The sequence below is a fragment of the Pseudomonas sp. fls2-241-TYG-175 genome (assembly GCF_030209155.1).
In the GTDB taxonomy this organism is placed as follows: Bacteria; Pseudomonadota; Gammaproteobacteria; order Pseudomonadales; family Pseudomonadaceae; genus Aquipseudomonas; species Aquipseudomonas viridiflava.
In genome coordinates this window covers 75,396-97,629 of sequence record NZ_JARVSO010000001.1, presented here as the reverse complement: position 1 = coordinate 97,629, position 22,234 = coordinate 75,396, and the positions used below count along the sequence as shown (strand labels likewise).

General features: G+C 56.4%; 12 protein-coding genes. 4 read left to right on the top strand and 8 right to left on the bottom strand.

Annotated features, from left to right (window positions below; translation table 11 throughout):
- Positions 1-103: 103 nt before the first annotated feature.
- The 3 genes from QRN20_RS00425 to QRN20_RS00415 form a co-directional block, all read right to left on the bottom strand.
- Positions 104-2,359, bottom strand: a complete 2,256-nt coding sequence (locus QRN20_RS00425) for an ATP-dependent DNA helicase (RefSeq protein WP_163003907.1) — start codon at positions 2,357-2,359, stop codon at positions 104-106.
- Between the two features lie 165 nt (positions 2,360-2,524).
- A complete protein-coding gene (locus QRN20_RS00420) occupies positions 2,525-3,940 on the bottom strand; it encodes an aminotransferase-like domain-containing protein (RefSeq protein ID WP_122545043.1) in 1,416 nt (471 codons plus the stop codon).
- A 94-nt stretch (positions 3,941-4,034) separates the two neighbouring features.
- A complete protein-coding gene (locus QRN20_RS00415) occupies positions 4,035-5,537 on the bottom strand; it encodes a hypothetical protein (protein ID WP_122410649.1) in 1,503 nt (500 codons plus the stop codon).
- 764 nt (positions 5,538-6,301) lie between these two features.
- On the opposite strand from QRN20_RS00415, the gene QRN20_RS00410 reads away from it, so the two are divergent.
- A complete protein-coding gene (locus QRN20_RS00410) occupies positions 6,302-13,681 on the top strand; it encodes a Tc toxin subunit A-related protein (protein WP_350310286.1) in 7,380 nt (2,459 codons plus the stop codon).
- Between the two features lie 98 nt (positions 13,682-13,779).
- On the opposite strand, the gene QRN20_RS00405 is transcribed toward QRN20_RS00410, so the two are convergent.
- Positions 13,780-14,802, bottom strand: coding sequence for a zinc-dependent alcohol dehydrogenase family protein (locus tag QRN20_RS00405; protein WP_025993028.1), 1,023 nt, complete (start codon positions 14,800-14,802; stop codon positions 13,780-13,782).
- Between the two features lie 318 nt (positions 14,803-15,120).
- Here QRN20_RS00405 and QRN20_RS00400 point away from each other — a divergent pair, with 318 nt between their 5' ends.
- Entirely contained in the window at positions 15,121-16,035 is a 915-nt protein-coding gene (locus tag QRN20_RS00400) for a LysR family transcriptional regulator (RefSeq protein ID WP_088235334.1), read from the top strand.
- Between the two features lie 173 nt (positions 16,036-16,208).
- A complete protein-coding gene (locus QRN20_RS00395; protein ID WP_285359810.1) occupies positions 16,209-16,802 on the top strand; it encodes an SMI1/KNR4 family protein in 594 nt (197 codons plus the stop codon).
- A gap of 129 nt (positions 16,803-16,931) precedes the next feature.
- Here QRN20_RS00395 and QRN20_RS00390 read toward each other — a convergent pair whose 3' ends face one another.
- Entirely contained in the window at positions 16,932-17,552 is a 621-nt protein-coding gene (locus QRN20_RS00390) for a hypothetical protein (protein ID WP_122418569.1), read from the bottom strand.
- Between the two features lie 52 nt (positions 17,553-17,604).
- Between QRN20_RS00390 and QRN20_RS00385 the strand changes: the two genes are divergently transcribed.
- A complete protein-coding gene (locus tag QRN20_RS00385) occupies positions 17,605-18,540 on the top strand; it encodes a DMT family transporter (RefSeq protein WP_122418568.1) in 936 nt (311 codons plus the stop codon).
- A gap of 360 nt (positions 18,541-18,900) precedes the next feature.
- On the opposite strand, the gene QRN20_RS00380 is transcribed toward QRN20_RS00385, so the two are convergent.
- The 3 genes from QRN20_RS00380 to kce form a co-directional block, all read right to left on the bottom strand.
- The gene (locus tag QRN20_RS00380) at positions 18,901-20,223 is read right to left on the bottom strand and encodes an MFS transporter (RefSeq protein ID WP_122428758.1); all 1,323 of its coding nucleotides are present in this window, start codon (positions 20,221-20,223) and stop codon (positions 18,901-18,903) included.
- Between the two features lie 83 nt (positions 20,224-20,306).
- Entirely contained in the window at positions 20,307-21,185 is an 879-nt protein-coding gene (locus tag QRN20_RS00375) for an SMP-30/gluconolactonase/LRE family protein (RefSeq protein ID WP_122428757.1), read from the bottom strand.
- A 57-nt stretch (positions 21,186-21,242) separates the two neighbouring features.
- The gene (gene kce / locus QRN20_RS00370; protein ID WP_285359802.1) at positions 21,243-22,175 is read right to left on the bottom strand and encodes a 3,5-dioxohexanoate:acetyl-CoA acetone transferase; all 933 of its coding nucleotides are present in this window, start codon (positions 22,173-22,175) and stop codon (positions 21,243-21,245) included.
- Positions 22,176-22,234 lie beyond the last annotated feature (59 nt).

Here is a 22,234-nt window from a genome sequence, read left to right as displayed (position 1 = left end):
CCTCCGTGGATAAAAAAGAAAATTCGTACAGAAGAAATCGAACGGACCGCGAGCGATGCGGCAGTTTACTGGCAGTTCGACAGCGACGCTTGAATATCGATCCTTAAGTCTTTGAGCCGACTGGACGCCACCAGGCAGGAAACAGCTGCGTCACCTTGTGCTCGCCAAAACGGTCATCGATCAGCATCACCACACCGCGATCACTCTGGCTGCGAATGACTCGGCCGGCCGCCTGTATGACTTTCTGCACGCCGGGATACAGGTAGGTGTAATCGTAGCCAGCGCCAAACAAGGCCGCCATGCGCTGCTTGAACTGTTCATTGACGGGGTTGAGCTGTGGCAGCCCGAGCGTGGCGATGAACGCACCGATCAGGCGTGCACCGGGCAAATCAATCCCTTCGCCGAAAGCGCCGCCCAGCACCGCAAAACCGATGCCCTGACTGCTCAGGGTGAAGCGCTCGAGAAAGGCATGTCGTTCGCCCTCGTCCATGCCCCGCGCCTGCTGCCACAGCGTGATGTGCGGATGCGTGCGCGCCATCAGTTCCGCAACCTGTTGCAGATAATCGAAACTGCTGAAGAACGCCAGGTAATTGCCCGGCCGTGCCTGGAACTGCTCCGCCATCAGTTCGACGATGGGCGCCAGTGACGCCTGCCGATGGGTGTAGCGCGTAGAGATGCGACTGACGATGTGCACCTCCAGTTGTTCGTGATGAAACGGTGACTCCACGTCGATCCATACCGTGCTAGCGGGCAATCCCAACAGATCGCGATAATAATGGCTCGGGTTGAGTGTGGCGGAAAACAGCACCGTACTGCGCGCCGCCGTCAGACGCGGCTGGATAAAGCGCGCGGGCACCACATTGCGCAGACTCAGACGCGACAGGCTGCCTTTGCTGCCGACGTCCCGCTTGGCAATGTCGAACAGGAAATGCTCGTCGAACAGTTCCGCGATGCGCACAAAACCGATCGCTTCCAGATAGAAGCCTTGCAAGGCAACGTCCACCGCCTGTGGGTGTTCGTTGAAATGATCACCCATGGTTGAAATACAGAGGTTGAGGCTGTTGAGGAATTTATCCGGCAGTTGGGCATAGGCCTGGTAGACGCCCGTCTGTTCCTTGTGCAGCGCTGTCCACTGCCGACTCACGCGCTGCAAGGCTTTCTTCACTGGCTCAGGCGCCGTGTGGATCAACGTCTTGACCGTATGTTGGTCGAGGCTGGCGCTGTACATCTGTCGCGCGCGCTCGACCATGTTGTGGGCTTCGTCTACCAGCGTCGCGACGCGCCACTGATTCAACTGGCCGAGACCGAACAGCAGCGCGCTCAGGTCGAAGTAATAGTTGTAGTCGCCGACGACAACGTCGGCCCAGCGCGCCAGTTCCTGACTGAGGTAATACGGACAGACCTGGTGCTGCAACGCGACATCGCGCACACCGGCCTGATCCAGCCAGGGCGATTGCACGGCCGCCGAACGTGCCGCAGGCAAACGGTCATAAAACCCCTTGGCCAGCGGGCATGAATCGCCATTGCAGGCTTTGTCCGGGTACTCGCAGGCTTTGTCCCGCGCCACCAGCTCCAGCACTCGCAATCCGAGCGTCGGTGCGCTTTTGCCGATCACCTGCAAGGCATCCAGCGCGAGTCTTCGGCCCGGCGTCTTGGCAGTCAGAAAGAATATCTTGTCGAGCGCCTGGACCGGCATCGCCTTGAGCAACGGAAACAGCGTACCGACAGTCTTGCCGATGCCGGTCGGGGCCTGCGCCATCAGACAACGCCCAGTGCTCACGGCCTTGTAGACCGACTCCGCCAGGGTTCGTTGACCGGTACGAAACGCGGGATGAGGAAAGGCCAGTGTATCCAGTGACTGATGCAGCGCCTGAGTGTGGGCCAGCTCCTGACGCGCCCAGCTCAGAAACAGCGCGCACTGCTGTTCGAAAAAACCTCGCAGCGCCTCGGCACTGAACTGCTCACGAATCAAGGTTTCCTGCTCACTGACGATGTTGAAATAGACCAGCGCGAGCGTGACGTCCTGAAGATCGAGCTGCTGACAGAGCAGCCAGCCGTAGACTTTCACCTGAGCCCAGTGCAACTGCCGGTGATTGGCCGGCATGGCGTCCAGCTCGCCGCGATAGGTTTTCACTTCTTCCAGCTGATTGCGGCCCGGATCGTAGCCGTCCGCCCGGCCCCTGACAGTCAGCTCTTCGTAGTCACCCGTCAAGCTCAGTTCGGCCTGATAGTCAGCACCCCGTCGGGAAGCGACCGTGCGATGTCCAGCGATACCTTCCTGTGCCGTGGGTGATGGCGTGAAGCGCAGGTCTAGGTCGCCCACCTTGGCGGTGAACTCGCACAGCGCGCGCACGGCCACCGTGTACCGTTGCGTCGGCAAACGGTCGAGGACAGGCACGGATTCAGCGGGGGCGGGAGCGGTCGAAGTCACTGCGAGGAGAAGCCATTAATGATGAGTACTGGACAGGCGTCCAGTTAACAGGCTCGAGGCAGCGCTGGCAAACACAAATGGATCGACGGGCAATCACTTGGCCACTTGAGTGCCATTTGCCTGCTCGAACACCTCGCCCAGTGCGATGAACAGAGGCTCGGAGTCATCGCTCCCGTTCACGGCATAGCTGATACGCAGATGCTGTCGATGCAGCCCTTCCAGGCTGAACAACTCGCCGGGACTGATGACAATGCGTTGCTCCAGCAGGCACGCGAAGACCTTTCGCATGTCCACTGTGTGGAGGCTTTCAGCCCAGATTCCGCTGCCACCTGCCGGGATTTCGTATCGCAGCGTATGTGCCAGATGGCGGTCGAGCCGCTCGGTTGTATTCCGCATTCGCCCGGCCAGTGAGCTTCGCAGCGAATCCAGGTACCGGTCCAGACGTCCACTCGTGTAAAGCCTGGCGATGGCCTTCTGGCGAATCGGCGGCAGCTCGAACGAACGCTGCAGAAAATAGCGTTGCCAGCTCTGCTTCAGCGTCTGACACAAGAGATAGCCATACGGCGCCTCCGGCCCCAGCGTTTTGGCGAAGGAACCCAGAATCAGCAGGTGTCGCGGTTCGATCAGATCACGCAGGCGGATGGCCTGATGTGCAAACAACAGCTCGCCGTGGCTGTCATTTTCCAGCACCCGGATCTGGTGGCGGTTCAGTAACAAGGCTGCAGCCCGGGTGTTGTCATCAGAACGAATGCTGCCCCGGACCGGATTGAGCACCGATGAGAGCAGCGCCAGACTGATCCGTTCGCTCAGCAACACCTGCTCAAGCTTGGCCAGATCAATACCTGCGTGCTCGTCCAGCGGCATTTCAATGACGCGGATGTCGAACGCCTGCAGCATCCGCAACAACGTCCACGGACAAGGAGACTCCACCAGAACCGTAGCGCCACGCAGTTCGAGGGTTTCAATGACGGCCTTGAGCATGCCCGGCAGGTCCGACCCTACATAGACATTGTCGGCGTACCAGACGTGTCCGGCATCACATGTATAGCGGGCTGCCAGCGCTGCGCGCAGCTCAAGGTCACCAAAAGGCTGATACCCCAGGCCATCGGGACGCGGATACAGCCGCGCCAGCTCCCGCTCCATGAGTAACAGCGGACAGATCGATTCCTTGACTGCGCTCGGCTCGTCACTGCCCAGCAGATGCAAGCCCGGACGGCGAGCGCTTCGGCAGTACAGGTCAAGAAGCGAACCGTCACTGTCGCTTTCTGCGTGGCTCTCGGCGCTGTCGACAGGGACCGAGTAATAACCCGACTTGGGCACCGAGCAGACGCGCCGCTCTTTTTCCAGCATCGAATAGGCACTTTGTACCGTCGAGATGGACACCTTGAGACGTCTTGCCAGTTGACGCAGCGAGGGCAGTTTGACGGGGGATGTAGCCTGCGCCTCGTTGACCAGACGCAACAGATAGCGGTAGACCGCCTGATAGGCGAAATCCGTTTTGTTTTTCATCGAAGAATTACCTGGCGCTCAGCCAATAAGAGATTCCAGGCGGCCGCGACCTGACCGATGCCGACATCGACACGGCCAAGGTCGCAACGCAGGCTTAACGCCCGGAAAGGATCTGCACCACGGACTCACCGGTTGCCGGATCAATCGTCAGGATCCGACGCTTGTCAGGGTCGGCGGCACGGATTCGGGCGATGATCGAGTCATCTTCGTTGAAATCCACCCGTTGCCGGGTGTACAGGCTGCGCAGTCCCTCGATCGTGAGACCGCTGATGTCCATCAACCAATGAAGCACCTGATCAGGCGCTGTGGCACCCGATAACACCTTGTGCAGGTCAGGCAGCGCAATCAGCATTCCGGGATGGCAGCGCCGCAGAAAAGCTTCCAGTCCGCGCCCTTCGTTCACAAAGGGAGAGAACAACAGGCAGATCAGTTGCGTTTCGTTAAGGCCATAGCCTTCCTGAGCGAAACTGGCGGCAAGGTCACGACGCGCCTCGATGCGTTCCTGACCCTCGTAGGCACTCAAGGCCTGCTCGACGAGCCGGGCAGGCATCTGCTTGGCACGCATCAGGGATCCTGCCAACGTCAGGTATTCGGCGATTCCGGCGGCATAGCTGCGGTCCTGCAGAAACTGCGTGGTGAGCCCTCGCATGTGCGCCATCAACAGAGGATTGGCACAATCGGACTCACTGAAACTGAACGACAGGTCGTCGAATCGAAAGCCCAGAAACTCTGTAAGCAACGTCCAGTGCTCGTCGGCATTGCAACTGACCAGATCGGCAATACCAATCAGCGCTGGCGCACTCGGTCTGAATGCAGAGCCGGAAGGTCGAGCGACCCGGTTCAACCCTTCTTCGTCGCCATACAACTCCTGGTAAAACGCCTCGCCTACATGGTCCAGCGTTCTGAGCACTGTGTTGGCGCTCTGGTTTTTCCAGCGACCGGCACCCTGCCCCGTGCCCTGCGCCAGACGCATGATCCAGGTGATGTACTGCTTCTGCTCCTTTCTCGAATCGCCACTGACCAGCGCATCGACACCCTTGCCCCAGCACGACGCCCGGCCCAGAAACTCGGCCAGCCCCAGGTAGCAACTGTTACAGAACGTAGTGCGCGCATCGCCCGCCGAGAGATGGCCTGCCAGCAACATATCGGAGCGGTTCTGTTCGCGACCTGCGCTGGAAAACGGCAGATCCGGCTCGAAGGGCTGGACGTACTGATTATCGAAAACCAGCATTTCGACCCGCGGATCATCGTAGAGAAACAGCGCGCCATAGCTTCTGTCGATATTGTCCATGACCGCCGGAGTCATGCCTGCGTGACGCCGATTGGCTACACGCAGGTTGAACGTCCCTGGCGCGCGGCAGGCAATGCTCAGTTGGGCAGCCCGAACAAACGCCAGCGTGTAGGCACTGTCCTTGCCCCCACCGAACGCGACCAGCACCTTGAAGGTGGAAATTCGTTCTATGCCGCCAGCTGCGACAATCAACCGCTGAATCAACAGTTGCAACGCCGTACGCTCGGCCCGCGAGAAATAACCCAACAAACGTTGCAGCACTTGCTGGTATACATAATTCATTGCCTGTTCGTGAATCGCACTCATCGTGTTCCCCCTGCCTGTTTATCAAGGCAAGGCACCACGCGCACGCGGTATTCAACATCAGGCTGACCAACCCATCTGAAATCGACCATGACTCATTCCCTGAGTAATAATTACCCAACTATTATCAGTATCCTTGAAACAATTACAAGGCACAGATATGTGCGGAAAAGAGTGCAGTTTCTTCTCTCCACGGGGTATTAAACATTCCGTTTATCAACAACAACTTTTACTGCCTGACTGATTGACTTTTTAAATACCTCAGCAACCGAGCCTGAAGACCGGAAAATACGGAAAGGACCGAACCCTAAGCGCGCTTGGAGCTACCCTCACATGAACACCTGCGTAGGAAAAAACAATTAATCAATGGCGTCACCGACAGAAGGATTAAACACGGTTATTCGCAAAATAAACATGACAGCCTCTTCAGAGCTGCTTTTACCGTACTTCCATGCTGATTGGTGTCAAACTACACGCCACCAAGGGATAACGCCTGTTAGTACGGTTTTTCATAAGGCTTCCGATACCAATACAAAAGGAAGCAGCTCACGCGCCATGCGTAGCGTCAACATGAGTTGATAGCAAAATAATCTAAACGAGGAATACCGGTGGGGCAGCCTGTTTGCAAATAGCCCGTTGAATACACAGCATTTCTGGCAGTTCACGCCTGATCGTTCGAAATATCGCGGTCTCAGGTTACGCTCTAGACTTACAAGGTGCTGCGGCAAGCCCGGGCACTTCTAAAAACTCACAAGGAACGTGAACCCATGGCCCTGCCTAAAAATCCCGCGACTCCCGAAGCCCACCCCGACTACGCGAGTCTGTTTCCGCAGAACATCACGCTTACCACTTCGTCCAACGCCCTGAACGCCAATGACGGACCACTGGCCTACTTGAGCGACCTTTATCAACACGCGTTGGCGATGGAGGTAATGGGTGATGACAAGGCAATACCGCTTCGCGTCAGACGGCCAGACCTGCAGCAGCTCGAGCTGGACAATAAGAGCACCCATACCCCCATGCGGGCGCTGACACGGGTGAACGAGATACTGGAACAGCATGCGAAGAACTACGCCGGCAGCCTTCCGCTGCCAGAAGCCATTGCAAAAGCTAATGCACATTCGGCATTACCGTTTCACCGTCCATTCGAACAGATCAAGGCAGTGCTGGAAGAAAAAGGCGTCCACCCGCTGGATCTTCTGCAAAAGACCTCCTACTACTACCCGAACTTCTGCTACCAGAATTTTCGCAGTACCAGCCTGCGCAGCGCCATGCTGTCAGCCAGTGGGATTGACCCTGAAACCACCACCCTGCTGCTGGATCAGCAAGCGACTTCGAAGCCTGACTTTTTCAGTATCACCTACGGGACAAACGGCGATTTCACAGCTGCGCTGAAAGCTCTGGAAGACGTCACGTATATGTGTCAACGGACTGGACTGAGTGAGCTACAACTTTGCGAGGCGCTTGCAGTGAAGCCTGTCGGTGCTGCTGCCGAAACAGGTTCCGAGACCACCGTGACACGTTCAAGGCTCGTCCAGGGCAGTGACGGTACGCCTGCTGCGAGCCATCTGTTCGGCGCATCGTTCATCAACAACGCAACGGAACCGGCCATCGCGCTCAAGAAAACTCCAGACCACCTCTCTACACAACTTGTCCACATCAACGCCGACCGACTGTACCGGATGTACAAAATCATCCGTTTGCAACACGAGCTGAAACTTCCTTACGCAGAGGTCGATCTGCTGATCATGTCAGCGCTGCGTGCCGAGGGCCAGGCCAGCGACTTTCACTTCACCCGCAACACCTTGCGTGTCATCGGTGTATTCCGCTACCTGCATGCCAGCTTCAACGTGACAACCGAGGAATTTGCAGCGCTGCTTGGAGACTTGCCTGTCTACACAACCGGCGAGCCCCTTCCATTCCTCGACCGCGTGATGAGTGGCAACGTATCGGATAGCGGGAGCGAAGCCCGGGCGAGGCTGGTTCTCGACAACGGAGAGTTCGATCCAGACAGTGAAGCTGGCGGCCTCACGTTGGCACAAATAGGCCAGGCGCTCAGTATCGATGAACAGACCGGCAGGACACTTGTTTCGTTGATCGGCCGGTTAGCAGGCAAAACCGGGAAAACACTGAAGCTTTTCTCGGCGCTTTACCGCTTTGTCCATCTGCCAAGAGTCCTGAGACTTTCAGATGCAGAGGGTCAGGCGCTTACCGAAATAATGCTGACAACCGACCAGAGTCTTATGAAACAACTGGCAGAAACCCCGGTTCTTTCAGAGACAGGTGAAGAGCCAGACATACTCGATGTGATCATGGCGATGGTCAACGTCACGCAATGGTCCAGACAACACAAGGTGAGTCTGCAGCGTCTGGCCATGCTGATCCGGCCAACTCCCGATACCACCGACCGTCCCGCGCCGGTGCCTGCGGACTGGTCGAATCTGATCACTGAAACCAATGATCGTCTGGAAAGGCTATTACTGACCGAGCAGGCGCTTATTGATGCAGCGAGTGCTCGGCAGGTAACGCTTCTGGATAAGTCCGGCACCTGGACACAGGCTCTTGGGGCGCTGGTCAGCCCGGAGGGATGGATCATTACCGTCATTCCTGAAAAGGGTCAGACGCGAGAATCGGCCATCAACGCAAGGGTCTCGCAGTGTCTTGCCGGAAAGCTAGCCCACGAGGGCACACTGGACGCAGATACTTTCCTGACATTGGGTGAAACGCTGACCGGGCTGATAAACGGTGCGCTGGTCGCTCAGGAGGATGTCTGCAAAGTTATCGCCAGGACGTTGAGCGGGATTACTGTCCACTCAGCAGGTTTTGCCTTGAGCGAACAACATATCCTGCTGCTGCTTCGCTGGCTGCATAGCGACACGGCGACCTTGCTCAGTGAAATGAAACAAAGCGTTCAAGGGACCTTTGGCAAGAAGGCATTCATGTTGTGGTCGGAGCTGAGACGGCATGCGGCATTAATCTGTGCTTTTGAGGTGAGCCCTGCAGCGATGGAGCTTTATCTTGAATCTCCGGAATGCATGGACGTCGGTAACGGATCTGCCTCGCTGGAACTGTGTTACCAATTCAGTTGCTATCGCGCCTGGGTGAACCGGGCTCAAGGGCTGGGCTACCAGGAATCGGATGTGCTCGCCTGCTTGAACACGCTCAACGGCGCGGAAGGATTGACCGCCAGCGAAACTGCGGACCGCCTGGCCAGGCTCATTGGGTGGGGAGTGGAAGAAACATCAGCGGCAATCGATACACTCTATGACCTTCCGGAAGAGCTGATTACATCAGCCAGTGGCCCGGTATTTCCAGCACCACCCGACATGTCCAATAAGACCTTTACGGATTTCATAGCCAACCTTGGCAAGGAAGCAAAAACAAGCTACGAAACCAAGCCGGAGATCTGGTACGTCATATGGCTTTATTATTACATCACTGACATTACCAAACATCCGGCAGCCGAACAAAGAGCATTAATGCAAGAGTTCCACGCATTCATAAAAGACAATCCGGGTCCGTTGATTGTTACCCGTGATCAATTCGATGAGGTTGCGGGACAACTCAAAGCTCAAGCACGACAACGTGGCGCCAACCCGGTCATCAGCTTTACCGACGGCCAGCGCATAGGCAACCCTCTGATAGGCGTAAGTTTTATCAAGACGGAAAGCAGCTCCCCAGACACCGACACAGACGTCATTAAAGATACACAACTGCATCCTTCTCAAGGAATCGTTTCAGTCAGCGACATCGACCAAGTCATGAGACTGCAATCACTTTGCCTGAAAACCAACGTATCGTGTCAATCGCTCATTAAACTAAGCAATCTGACGCAACAGTCCGCGTTCTCCACTTTCCACTCGGTGGCCACTCAGCTGCTGAGCAGTTGTACTGAAATACAGCAGAAAAATATCGAAGCCCGGCTGGACGAGCACTGGCGGGATGCGTTGGCAAGCTATCTGCTGGTCAAGTTGCCGTCCAGATCCGATTCCGGATTTTCATCACGTTCGGACGTGGACGATCTGTCAGATTACTTATTGACCGATACGCAAGTGTCCAACGAAGTCATCACAACTCGTGTTGCACATGCCACCGCAAGCCTGCAGCACTATTTGAATCGTTTTTTTGCTCACCTTGAAAACGGCTATCAGGCGGCGGCACCCGGCGTGATCAAAAATGCCCATGATGCCTGGCGTCGTTATCGCAGCCAGTATGACCACTGGCGAATTTGGCAGCAGCAGAACAACCACCCGGAAAACCTGATCCATCCCGGTTTACGCCCCGGCAAGAGCAAGGCCTTCATAGAGCTGGAAAATGAGCTGAATCAGGGGAAGCTGACCGATGACATGGTGCAGCTCGCCGTCGCCAACTATATCGGCAAGTTCGAACACGTCAGCAACCTGCAAGTGGTCAGCGGCTACCTGGACGGCATAGACCCGGCACAGGACACCTATCACTTTATTGGCAGGACCAATGTCGAGCCGCTCGAATACTACTGGCGCTCTCTGCACATCAGCCAGCGTGACGAAAAGGGACAGCTGAGTCCGCTGGCATGGAGCGAATGGGAAAGGATAGGCCTGCCTATCAGCGGTCAGATTGTCCAGATAACGACCGAGGACGGGCAAAAACTGGACGTCATCCGCCCGATCATCATCGCAGGCAGACCCTATGTGATCTGGGTCGAACGCGCCAAGACCTATATTCCCGGCAACGATGGACAGGACCAGAAGCCAACCCGATTCAAAAAGATAACGGTGTATTACTGCTACAAACAGGCTGACGGATTATGGAGCCCGGCCAACGAGTTGATGTGTCTGGATGGGACGCAGCCTGAGAATCAGGAAACCGCGACCGCCACAGCAACCAATTCGACAACTACGACACAGCCCGCGACACAGCCCGACAAGGACATACCCGAAACCAATAACTTCTTGAAGGATGAAAGTTATAAGCCTGGATTGATTGCTGTTGTCGACAAGAGCAGTGGGCGAGAGAAAGACCCATGGTTCATAATCATACTTTATGACACGAGCACGAAACAAAAGATCGGCATCGAAAATAAAGACTACTTCGTACGCGTTCGTGACTTATTATTAATTGACGACAAACCTATAAAAAAAGAAAGCACGAACGACACTAAGACAGATTTCTTTCAAGAACTCTATAGCAAATACAACCAAACTCGCAAAATACAACACATCTACTCAGGTGAAACCTTAATAATTGGCCCCATAATAGTCGACCATGAAACAAATCCAAACATACTGGATAAAATTAAAGGTTTTTATGACAACACAACAAATAATACAACATCAGAAAGGCCCGACTACCTTTCACACCTCCCCTATCGATTCCAACTATCGATCATAGATCCCATCTCCAAAAAGGCTCATATCAAGGCCACTTACACAAAGCAAGAAACAACTGAACACAAAACAAACGGAAAAGAACCAATAACGAAAATCCTCTTTAGCTCAAGGTCCCTTAAATTATTAATGAAGAGACCGAGTGAAGAAAATTTTTTCGCGCTCCACACCGGCTGGAAGAAACTTGACGGAACAGCCATGCTTGAAGCTGACTTTAATTGTGAATCACCTGGAACTTATCGCTTCGCACTTGCCGATTCGCTTGAAGATACTTATTACATATACCGGACAACAATTTACAGCGCCACTACCGTCTCTGCGCCGAACTGCAAAATAACCCGGAATTCGGACCAGGCTCTTTACCTTGATCTTACAGGCACAAAAGAATTACCTTTCAATACGATCCGTCTCAACACCCTGTTCGGAAAAAAACTGGTCAGTCGTGTCACCCAATCAGTAGACCGGGTACTTGACTGGGAAACCCAGACGCTGAACGAGCCCGCCATAGACGCAGGTGCAACAACCCAAGTCGACTTTCACGGCGCCAACGGTCGCTATCTACGCGAGCTATTTTTGCACCTGCCCTTCCTCGTGGCGTGCCGCCTGAGTGAAGAAAAACAGTTTCAGCACGCCTTGCGCTGGTGCACAGACCACCTGTTCGATCCGTACCGCACAGAACCTGGCGAGCACGGCGAACCGGCCCTCTGGAGCACTCGGCCGCTCGCCGAGCCGGATTCTGGCACCGGGCAACTGGCTGGCAATGTGGAGCCTGCAGTACGTGCTTTCACCTCGTCACGCCATTATCGTCGTGCCGTCTTTCTGTTTCTGGTGGAGCACTGGCAGCGCGAGGGCGACCACCATTACAGGCTGCTCAGCCGAGATAGCCTGACCCAGGCATGGCTCTGCTACCAGCAGGCCCTCAAGCTGATCGGTGCACTACCGACAAGCAATGGGAGCGAAACCTGGACAACGCGGCAACTGGCGCAAACCAGAAGCACAGATTTCCTTCGCCCCCTCAATCCCAGGCTTGTTGAACTGCGCAAAACCCTTGAGCAACGTGTATTCAATCTGCGTCATGCACTGACAATCGATGGCAAGATAATGCCCTTCATGCCCTTTTATGCCAGTGACGAAGCATTTCAATACGCGTCGGGGGCGCCCGGTGGTCTGCGCACCACCTTTGGCAATGGCACGGGCCCCGTTCCGGCGCATCGCTTCAAGGCCCTGCTGCCCTCCGTGCAGCAGGCAGTCGCCCGACTGATCGACATGGGGCGTCAGTTGCTGCACCTGATTGAAACCGAAGCGGATGTCATGCTCGATGTGCAGCTGCAGGAGCAGCAGATACGGCTGGCGGACTTTACGGTCAAACTGCAAACGGAGGCCCTGAACGCTGCACTTGCAGTCAGAAAAACATTGCTCGTGAGTAAAAAATCAGCGGAGCTTCGAAGGACTTTCTTCAGTTCACAACTCCTTGAAAGTCGGACCGCACTGGAAATCAGCTCGCAGAGGTTCAAGGCATTGGCAGCGGTTTATGAAACGGCCATGTCTGCACCAGAGGTCGTCAAAGGGGCATTGGATTCGCTGCCGACTATATTTGGTCTCGCCAATGGCGGATTCAAACCGTCAGCTGCTGTGGGGGCAGGTATAGCAGCCGCGCACGCTGCTACCCGCGCCGTAGGTTTCACATCGGAAATGCTTGCCACAGAAGCTGAATACGAACGCAGATCGCGCCTATGGGATTTGCAGGTCGGCATAGCAGAACATGAGCTTGAGACCATTGCAGCCGAGGTCGCCGAGCAGGACATACTGATTCGGGCAGCACAGATTTGCGTTGAGGAATCGAAAGCACAGCGCACCGCCCTTCAGGAGACGTATGTTTCGTTGACCACAGGCTTTGCCACCGTTGCTACTTACAATTGGATGGTGGCGCGCACATCCACGCTGTACGCGCCAGCCTACGATGCGGTGCTCTCTCTGTGTCTGGCTCAGGAGAATGCCTGGCGATTTGAAACGGGCGACTACGACAGACCTCGTTTCATTCGCACCAGCGCCTGGAACGACAATTATCGAGGCATGCTCGCCGGCGAATCGCTGCAACTCGACGTTCAGGAAATGGAAGCGGCCTATCTGCAAAACCACGAGCGGCGCATGAGCATCAACAAGACCATTTCGATCAGAGACCTGTTAGGTAATAGTGTCGATCAATGGCTACAGACATTGAAATCACTGAGTTCGACACCGCTCTCCTTTTCGCTGCAATCCAAGGACTTCGACAGCAACTATCCCGGACATTACCTGAGGCAGATCACGCATGTGTCCGTGTCGTTCAAACTGAAATCCGATAACCCGAACAGCCTGCAGAACCTGAGTGCCGTCCTGACTCAAACAGGCAGTACTACACTGATCAAGCCAGATATTGAAGCGGCAAAACTGCTTTATGGCGCACGTAAGGCCCATCCTCACATCAAAACCAATTTGCGGGCCTTGCAGCAAATAGCGTTGTCTTCAACACTGTCAGACGACGGTCGAGGTGTAGGCAAGGAAGGCTGGCTGTGCCAACTGCTGTTCGGCGATGGTCGGTATCTGCCGTTCGAAGGCACAGGGGCTATCTCGAACTGGACGCTGGCGTTCCCGGATGAAAGCGTTGTCAAACAGTTTTATGGCAAAGATTCGGAGAAAAAAGAGAGAGCGCTACTGGAAGACATTCAACTGCATCTGGTCTACACAGCGGCCGATGGAGGCAGCGAGTTTGCCGCTTCGATAAAGCCATTGATGAAGTAGCAAACAAAGAAACAGCCTGAAGTCGTTCTGAAACTTCAATTGAAAAAGCCTTCCTTAACAGGAAGGCTTCAGGACAACGTTCATTGAATCGTACGTAATCAGTCAGATTCGATCTCAAGCACCGCACGCCCACCAATCGGACAGGTGTCCATGTATCGGTGCGCCTGAACCACCTGCTCGAACGGGAAGCTGCGGGTCTGCAACGGAGCCAGCACGCGGTCGGCAGTCAGTTGGTTGAGGTCCTGCAGCGCACGCTTCAGCGCTTCCTCATCCTGAGTAATGCCCAGTTCCGGCTTGCCGGTGAAGTTGCCCAGGCAATGAACGTAAAACTGGATGTTCTTCTGGAAGGCAGCGCAGGCCGGGAAAGGTGTCTGGTTGCCACCTTGCAGACCGTAGAGCACCAGACTGCCTCGCGGGGCCAGCACATCACCCATCAACGACATCTGTGGGCCGCCCAGGCCATCGAAGACCGCATCGACGCCACGATTATCGGTGTACTTGTTGATCGCCATCAACAGGTCCTGTTCTTCCGTCACAACGACCTTCTCGGCGCCTAGAGACAGCAGGTAATCGCGAGCATCTTCCGTCTTGGTCGCCGCGATGACACGTACACCCAGCGCCTTGCCCAACTGCACGAAGGAAGGCCCGGCGCAGTGGCTTGCATCGGTCACCAGCACGTACTGACCCGCCTTGACCCGTGCCAGATCGACATAGGCAAAGTAAGCCACCAGATACGACGTGTAATGCACACTGGCCTGAACCGGCGTCAACACATCCGGGTAACGGACCAGCGCCTTGCGCGGCAGCACAATGGACTCGCCGTACACCGGATGCTCGTTGGCGTCCGCTGCGGGGAAGCTTGCCACCTTGTCGCCAACGCGCAGGTCATCGACACCCTCGCCCAGCGCAGTCACCACGCCGGCCATTTCGTACCCCAGACCGGCGGGTAAGCGGGCATGGGTGGAAGCCAGATTTTGTCGCCAGAGAACGTCATACCAGCTGACACCGATAGCCTGGACGCGCACTTGCACCTCACCGGGTGCAGGCAACGCGTCGGGGTGCTCTTCGATCTTGAGCACCTCGGCCGGGCCAAACTGGTTAAAACGGATCATGCGGGACATTGAGAACCTCGCCTCGTAAACCTTGATGCCACAAACTCTATCCGGGCATTGCCGGTAACACTATCAGTGGCTATTAATAGTCGACATGCCTGTCATCGATTGTCCCTGAAAGGCTGCACAGCTTGCCGGACAACGCTTGTGCGGCGATTCGCAGATGGCGGCCATTGTTCGCATGTCGACGAAACATTGCAACCCATGTGGGCATTTAACGCAGGTCAATGATCTTTCTGTTAATTTTTGATTCGTGAAATTGACGTTTGCTCGTACTATCGCACCCTGCCCCCGCTTCCATTCGACAAATGGCCCGAGACCCTTCGTATGAATCGCAACGACCTGCGTCGCGTCGACCTCAATCTGCTCATCGTCTTTGAAACACTGATGCATGAACGAAGCGTGACGCGCGCGGCGGAGAAACTGTTCCTCGGCCAACCGGCCATCAGCGCCGCCCTGTCGCGACTGCGCGGGCTGTTCGACGATCCACTGTTCGTACGCACCGGCCGCAGCATGGAGCCCACCGCACGCGCCACCGAGATCTTCGGCCTGCTCTCGCCGGCGCTGGACTCCATCTCCACGGCCGTCAGCCGCGCCTCGGAGTTCGACCCGGCCACCAGCACCTCGGTATTCCGTATCGGCCTGTCCGACGACGTCGAATTCGCCCTGCTGCCCACCTTGCTCAAACGCTTGCGCTCGGAAGCGCCGGGCATCGTACTGGTCATCCGACGGGTCAATTACATCCTGATGCCGCCCCTGCTGGCATCGGGCGAAATCTCGGTCGGCGTCAGCTACACCCAGGACCTGCCCGCCAACGCCAAACGCAAGGTCTTGCGCCGCAGCAAGCCGCAACTGCTGCGCGCCGACTCGATCCCCGGCCCACTGAGCCTCGACGACTTCTGCGCCCGCCCCCACGCCCTCGTGTCCTTCGCAGGCGACCTGAGCGGGTTCATCGACGAGCACCTGGAACAACTGGACCGCAAACGCCATGTCGTCCTCGCCGTCCCGCAGTTCAATGGCCTGGCCACACTGCTGACCGGCACCGACATCATCGCCACCGTCCCGGATTATGCCGCGCAGGTGTTGACTGCGGCCGGTGGTGTGCGGGCTGAAGAGCTGCCTATCGAGACGCGTACGTTTGAACTGCACATGGCGTGGCGTGGGGCGCAGGACAATGATCCGGGGGAGCGGTGGTTGCGGTCGCGGATTCAGATGTTTTTTGGGGATCCTGAGAGTCTTTAGGGTTCGTTGGGGCAGCTGATTATCTGATCATTTTTGCCTCTCAACGAACCATGGAACTCCCCTTCACCTCAGTTAATGACTGAACCTCGGTGAGAGAACGCGCGGAGATAGTCGAGCGGTCGCCAATAATGTAGCGTGAATCCATCAATGGATGGTTTGCAAGGATCTCAATCATGAGCCTCGTCGATACGTACCTCGCTGGTCTGCGCAAGGCCCTGCCAGCCGAACAACTCAATGAGCTGACACATGCACATGGGGCTTCGACGGCAGATGTGCAGCGGCTGAACGATCGTTATCCGCTCTGCCCCGCGAGCCTGTTGGAACTGCTTGGCCAGATCGATGGCACGCACTATGGGGATTACCCGGACGGCAGAGTCATGGTGTTGGTACTGGGCTCAGATGTATTCGAGTATCCCTACTACCTCAGTTCGATCGATCAGATCCTTGAAGAAAGTGACACTTACACCCGGAGCATCGCGCAAATTTATGCAGGCTATCTGGATGAGGAGCCCGATCTGGTCGGCCCCGGAATTGACATCACGCTGGGCATGCATGAGCGGCTATGTTTCTCGCACTGCATGAACAACGGGGGAAGCTCGAAGCTGTATATCGATTTTAATCCAGTGGCTGGCGGCAACGTGGGTCAGGTCGTGCGCTACCTTCACGACCCTGACAGTTACAAAGTGATTGCGCCAAGCTTTGATCATTACCTGCAACAGTTGATTGATGAAAACTACGCCTTCGTTTTCGAGGATGAAGACTACTGACGTCTACGCTCGGCGAAGGTATTGATGCCATGATGGGCGTGAACGGACGTCTTTGTTGTCCATACAACGACGGAGAGCCACTGACCGACGATGACTAAGCGTTCATTCATCTGAAGTCCTGAAGTCACCTCACTGCCAGGGAAACGAGCGATGGGTCACTTCCTGCAGCGGAACCGAAAGCGCAAAAAAACGCGCCTTGATCTGCATGCACTGATCGCCGGTCATGCGCTCGCCCAGACACAAGGGCAACGCCCGACAACGCTGCAACGCTGTGGCAATGTTGATTTCCAGAACAGCACTCACCTCCCGTGCTGCAACACCCAACCGATCAGGCGCGCATCCAGCCAGAAACAGGTCGTACTCGGCGTATAACTCGCGTGCCAACCCGGGTTCTGCTGCCTTCATGTCATCACCGCCGGGCACTTCCAGAAAAGCATCCTGTTGAGCGTAATGCTCAAGGGCGATAGCGTAGTCCTCCAGGGTGGAGTGCGGCTGCTGTCGCTTCTGTACACACAACACGTCTGCAAAATCAGCCGCTTCCAGGCATGGAGAAAGGTTGTACTGATCGCCAAGGTCCAAAACGCGGCGCTCATCGTCCTGATCGAGATTCGGCACCAGGTAAAAGCGACTTTCCAGCAACGCTGTATCGCCCTGAACGTAGACCCAGGCGTATCGCTGCCATAGCGCCCGATCATCAGAGCATGCAGCGATAGCCTCTACTGTCTCGCGAAACGAATTAAGCTCGAACATCCTGCAACGTCTCCCTTGCACGTACGTCCACTCGATCACATCAGGACCCATCATGCCTGCAACCACAACAGTTACCGCCGCTGAAAACCGAAAAAGCATCCTCATCGTTGTAGGGTCGGTGTTCCTGTTGTCACTGTCAGACGCTCTTATAAAGGCCACCAGCGCCGAGACGTCAATGTGGCAGCTCTATGTGATTCGCTCGCTCCTGGCCATCGGCATTATCGCCGCCTTGTTGATGCGCGGTGGTGGCACAACGCAAAGATGGCCACTCTCCCCCTTCTGGGTAGGAACAAGAAGCCTGCTGCTGGCGCTGATGTGGATCGCCTTCTACAGCGCACTGCCCTTCATCAGCCTGACCACGGCCGCATTGGCGATCTATACGACACCGCTGTTTATTGCCTTGTTCTCGGCAGTGACTCTGGACGAGCATGTCACACCGCGCAAATGGGTGGCCATTCTGGTGGGGTTCGCCGGGGTGCTGGTCACGCTCGCGCCCAGTCAGGCCGACTTCAATCTATGGACACTGCTGCCCGTGCTCGCGGCAATTTTCTATGCCTTGGCAGCGGTCGTGACCAAGGGCAAGTGCGCCAACGAGGTGCCGATGCACTTGGCCCTGGCACTGAACATCGCGTTGCTATTGATGGGGGTGATCGGCAGCGTTGTCGTCTTACAGACCGGTCCTCACCTGCCGGACAACGAAGGCTTGCGCTTCCTGCTAGGCGGCTGGTCACCCATGGGCACAGGTGACTGGGGCGTAATGGTCGTGCTGGCAATTCTGATGGTACTGGTCAGTACCGGCATCGCCAGGGCCTATCAAATCGGCGAGACCTCGATCATCGGTGCATTTGATTACACCTACCTGATCTTCGCGATTGTCTGGGGAGCCCTGCTGTTCAATGAAGTGCTAAACAGCCGAACTGCAGCAGGCCTTGTCCTTATCCTGGTTTCAGGCTTCATCCTGCTGAAAAAGCCCACCTCCACGCGCTGAACGCCTCACATGTACAGCCCTTAACAAGCAGCTGTTCATGCTGTTGGGACTGTCTCCAGGCATTGTGATATGAGAGTCGCCCGCCACTTCCGATCTTCAGCGACGACCGCCGCCGTCGTGGCCTTGGTGCAACCGACCAACGTTCTGATCGATACGCCAGGAAACCGGTGATTGGCTCTCGCGAAAGCCGCTTTGTCTCATGCGACTTAATTCCCATATCTTGGGTCTTATTGGCCAATTTTAGGTTTTAACCACAATAGAATGGATTTAATCCACAAAAAAGAGAGCCGTTGGTGCCGTCTGCAATCGCATTCTGGGCCACTGAAATCCCGGCAGCCCTCGCCACCGGGACCAAACCAATCAAAGCCCCGTCTGAGCAACCAACACCTGCCGCCGATGAGAAAACAGCTGCAGGAATGCCCCGCCGAGCGCGCAGCCTGCCATGACGAAGAAACACACCGTGTAGCCGTGAAGGCTGGTCCAGCCGCCGCCCATGCTGATCAGGGTGCCCATCAATATCGGTGCGATACCGCCACCGATGAACATCGCGGTGGTGATGATGCCGTTGGCGGTCGAGGTGGCAGATGGCTGTGCGGAGTCAGAGGCGACTGCGTAGTAAATCGGCCAGACTGCGTTGGCGACCAGACCGAACAGCAATTGCACGACGATGATGATGAATGTGGTGTTGGCGAAGTAGAACGCACCGACGCTGGCAGCCATCCACACGCCGCAGATGAGCAATGTCACCCGCCGGCCGATGATGTCCGAGAGTGACGGCCAGACCAGTTGCCCGAGGATGCCGGTCAGGGTGAATACCACACTCATGCCTGCCGATTCGGCCAGCGACAGGTGAAGGATGTTGTACAGGTACGCGGGCAGGACAATGTTGACGCCCATGTACACCACTTGCGTCAGCATCGTGTTGCCGGCGGTCAGGGCAATGTTGCGATTGCCGAGCGTCGCCTTGAACGTTTTCCAGGCCTGGCCTTTGACGTTGGTTGATGGCGTGCTGTCCGGTGGGGTCATGCCTTTGGCGGCGATGTCGACGTACAGTTGGGTGATGCGCTCGGCGGTTGAGTAGCGCGACCAGAAAATCATCAATGGCAGCGCTACAACGAACGCGAAGAAGAACACGTAGCGCCAGTTTTCTTCACCGAACGTGGTGATCACGAAGCTGGCGACAATGCCACTGAGCATCGCGCCGATGGGGTAGCCGGTGTGGTGAGCGCCAAGTGCAAAACCCCGGCGTTCCACGGGCCACCATTCTGCGGTGTTGCTGACGCCGACCGGCTCGCCCCAACCTGCTCCAAGGTTCACACCCACCCGCAAGGCAACGAAGCTGACCAGGCTTGCACTGAGTGCTTTGAAGCCGGAAAGGAACGAAAGCGCGGTGTAACCCAGCACCAGCGGTACCTGAAAGCGCGCGCGTTTCCAGCCGCCGCCGTAGCGGTCACTCCAGATGGAGCCGGGAATGTCCAGAACCGCCAGGGCCAGCATGACGACAGTCGCCAGTGTGCCCCACTGATCTGCCGACAGATCGAAGTGCTTGGAAATGGTCGGCCCCAAGCGCAGGACAATCTCGCGATCATAGGCGTTGAGGATCCAGATCAACCAACACACCAGTAACGATACCCACGAGAAACGATGGATCTGGCCCAGCGATGCTTTTTTATTATTTTGCACGGGAGAATCTCCAGGCGTGCCACGCACGCTCTGTGAAGAGAGTTCAGTCGTCCTTAACGGTCGGGTCCGATTTTTCGGGTCGATCAGCTGGCGAAGCGTTTTTCGGCGATGCCTTGCACACCCAGCCCAGTGATGGCGAACAAAGCACCCCGTTGCTGGCCGTCTTCGGGAAAGCGCGGTAGCGGAGGCTTGGCCATGGAGGTGACGAACAGCGTGTCCAGATTCGGTCCGCCAAAGGTCAGGCTGGTGACCTTCTTCACAGGCATGTCGATGATGCGATCCACCTGCCCGTCCGGCGTGTAGCGAACCAGTTTTCCGGCGTAGACCAGCGCCTGCCACAGGCAGCCTTCAGCATCCACGGTGCAGCCATCCGCAGCGCCGCCACCGGAGGTATCGACCTTGGCGAAGGTTCTGCGATTGGCGACGGCTCCGGTCGTATTGTCGTAGTCGTAAGCCCAGAGTTCTCCGGACCAGGTGTCGGCGAAATAGAAGGTCTCGCCGTTCGGGCTCCAGCATGGGCCGTTGGAAACGATGATGCCTTCGTCCAGGGTATGCAGGCTCAGGTCCGGGTCGAGACGATAGAGCCTGGCGCTCGCCTGGTCTTCCTGCGTATCCATCGAACCGACGATGAATCGGCCCTGACGATCGACTTTGCCGTCATTGAGCCGATTGTTCGGCTGCCCAGGCTCGGGGTCGACGATCAGTTCAAGATCGCCGGTTGGCAAGTCCAGACTGTAGAGCCCGTTCTGCAGGGCGACGATAGCTGCATCGCCATTCCTGCGCAGAGCCATGGAGCCGATTTTCTGCCCGACATCCCAGGCGCGCAGTTCGCGCCCGTCCCCGGTGCAGCGCAGGATCCGACCGTCGAAACTGTCGATCCAGTACAGCCGTTGCTGTTCGACATCCCAGACCGGCCCTTCGCCCAGCGTGGTCTTGACGTCCACGACGACTTCGATACGCATGTTTCACCTCTGTCTTGTTGTTATTGAGATGGCACGTTCGGTCACTGAAAACAGGTTTTAAAAGTCGACCTGGTTCTTGCCCTTCAGGTCGAGTATTTCCCTCGCCTCATCTGGCGTCGCTACGGTCCCGCCCAAGGCTTCGATCACCGTGCGGATACGTTTGACCTGATCAGCGTTGGACGCTGCCAGTTTGCCCGGCCCATCCCACAGCGAGTCTTCAAGACCTACGCGTACATGACTGCCCATCGACAGGCCCATTGTGCCCAAAGGAATCTGGTTGCGACCGGCGCCGAGAATCGACCATTGATAGGCATCGCCAAACAGGCGGTCTGCCGTACGGCGCATGTGCGTCAGATCCTCAGGGTGACCGCCGATGCCACCTCGCAGGCCGAACACCGATTGAATGAGAATCGGCGCCTTGAGCAGGCCACGCTCCAGAAAATGCGCAGCGGTGTACAAATGACCGATGTCATAGCATTCGATTTCAAAGCGAGTGCGGTTTTCAGCACAGGTATCGAGAATGTGAGCGATATCGCGGAAAGTGTTACGGAAAATCCGGTCATCGCTTTCGGCCAGGTATGGGCGCTCCCAGTCATGCTTGAACTCGGTGAAGCGATCAAGCATTTCGTACAAACCGAAGTTCATGGAGCCCATGTTCAGCGACGCCAACTCGGGCTTGAGTTGCGCCACCGGCTGCAGACGCTCTTCCACACCCATGGTCGGCGCGCCGCCGGTGGTGATGTTGATGATCACATCACTGCTGGCTTTGATCTGTGGCAGAAACTGGCGGAACAGACCCACGTCCTGACTGGGCCGACCGTCATGGGGGTCGCGAGCATGCAGGTGAACAATCGATGCACCCGCTTCAGCGGCACCGATGGCCGCGTCGGCAATTTCCTGCGGCGTGATCGGCAAATGCGGCGACATCGAGGGCGTATGGATGGCGCCGGTGACGGCGCAGGTGATGATCACCGGGCGTTTTTTGGGCATGAGTCTTCTCCATTCTTGTTCTTGGCGAGAAAGTGATTGGGGTTGCCCGACCGGAATAC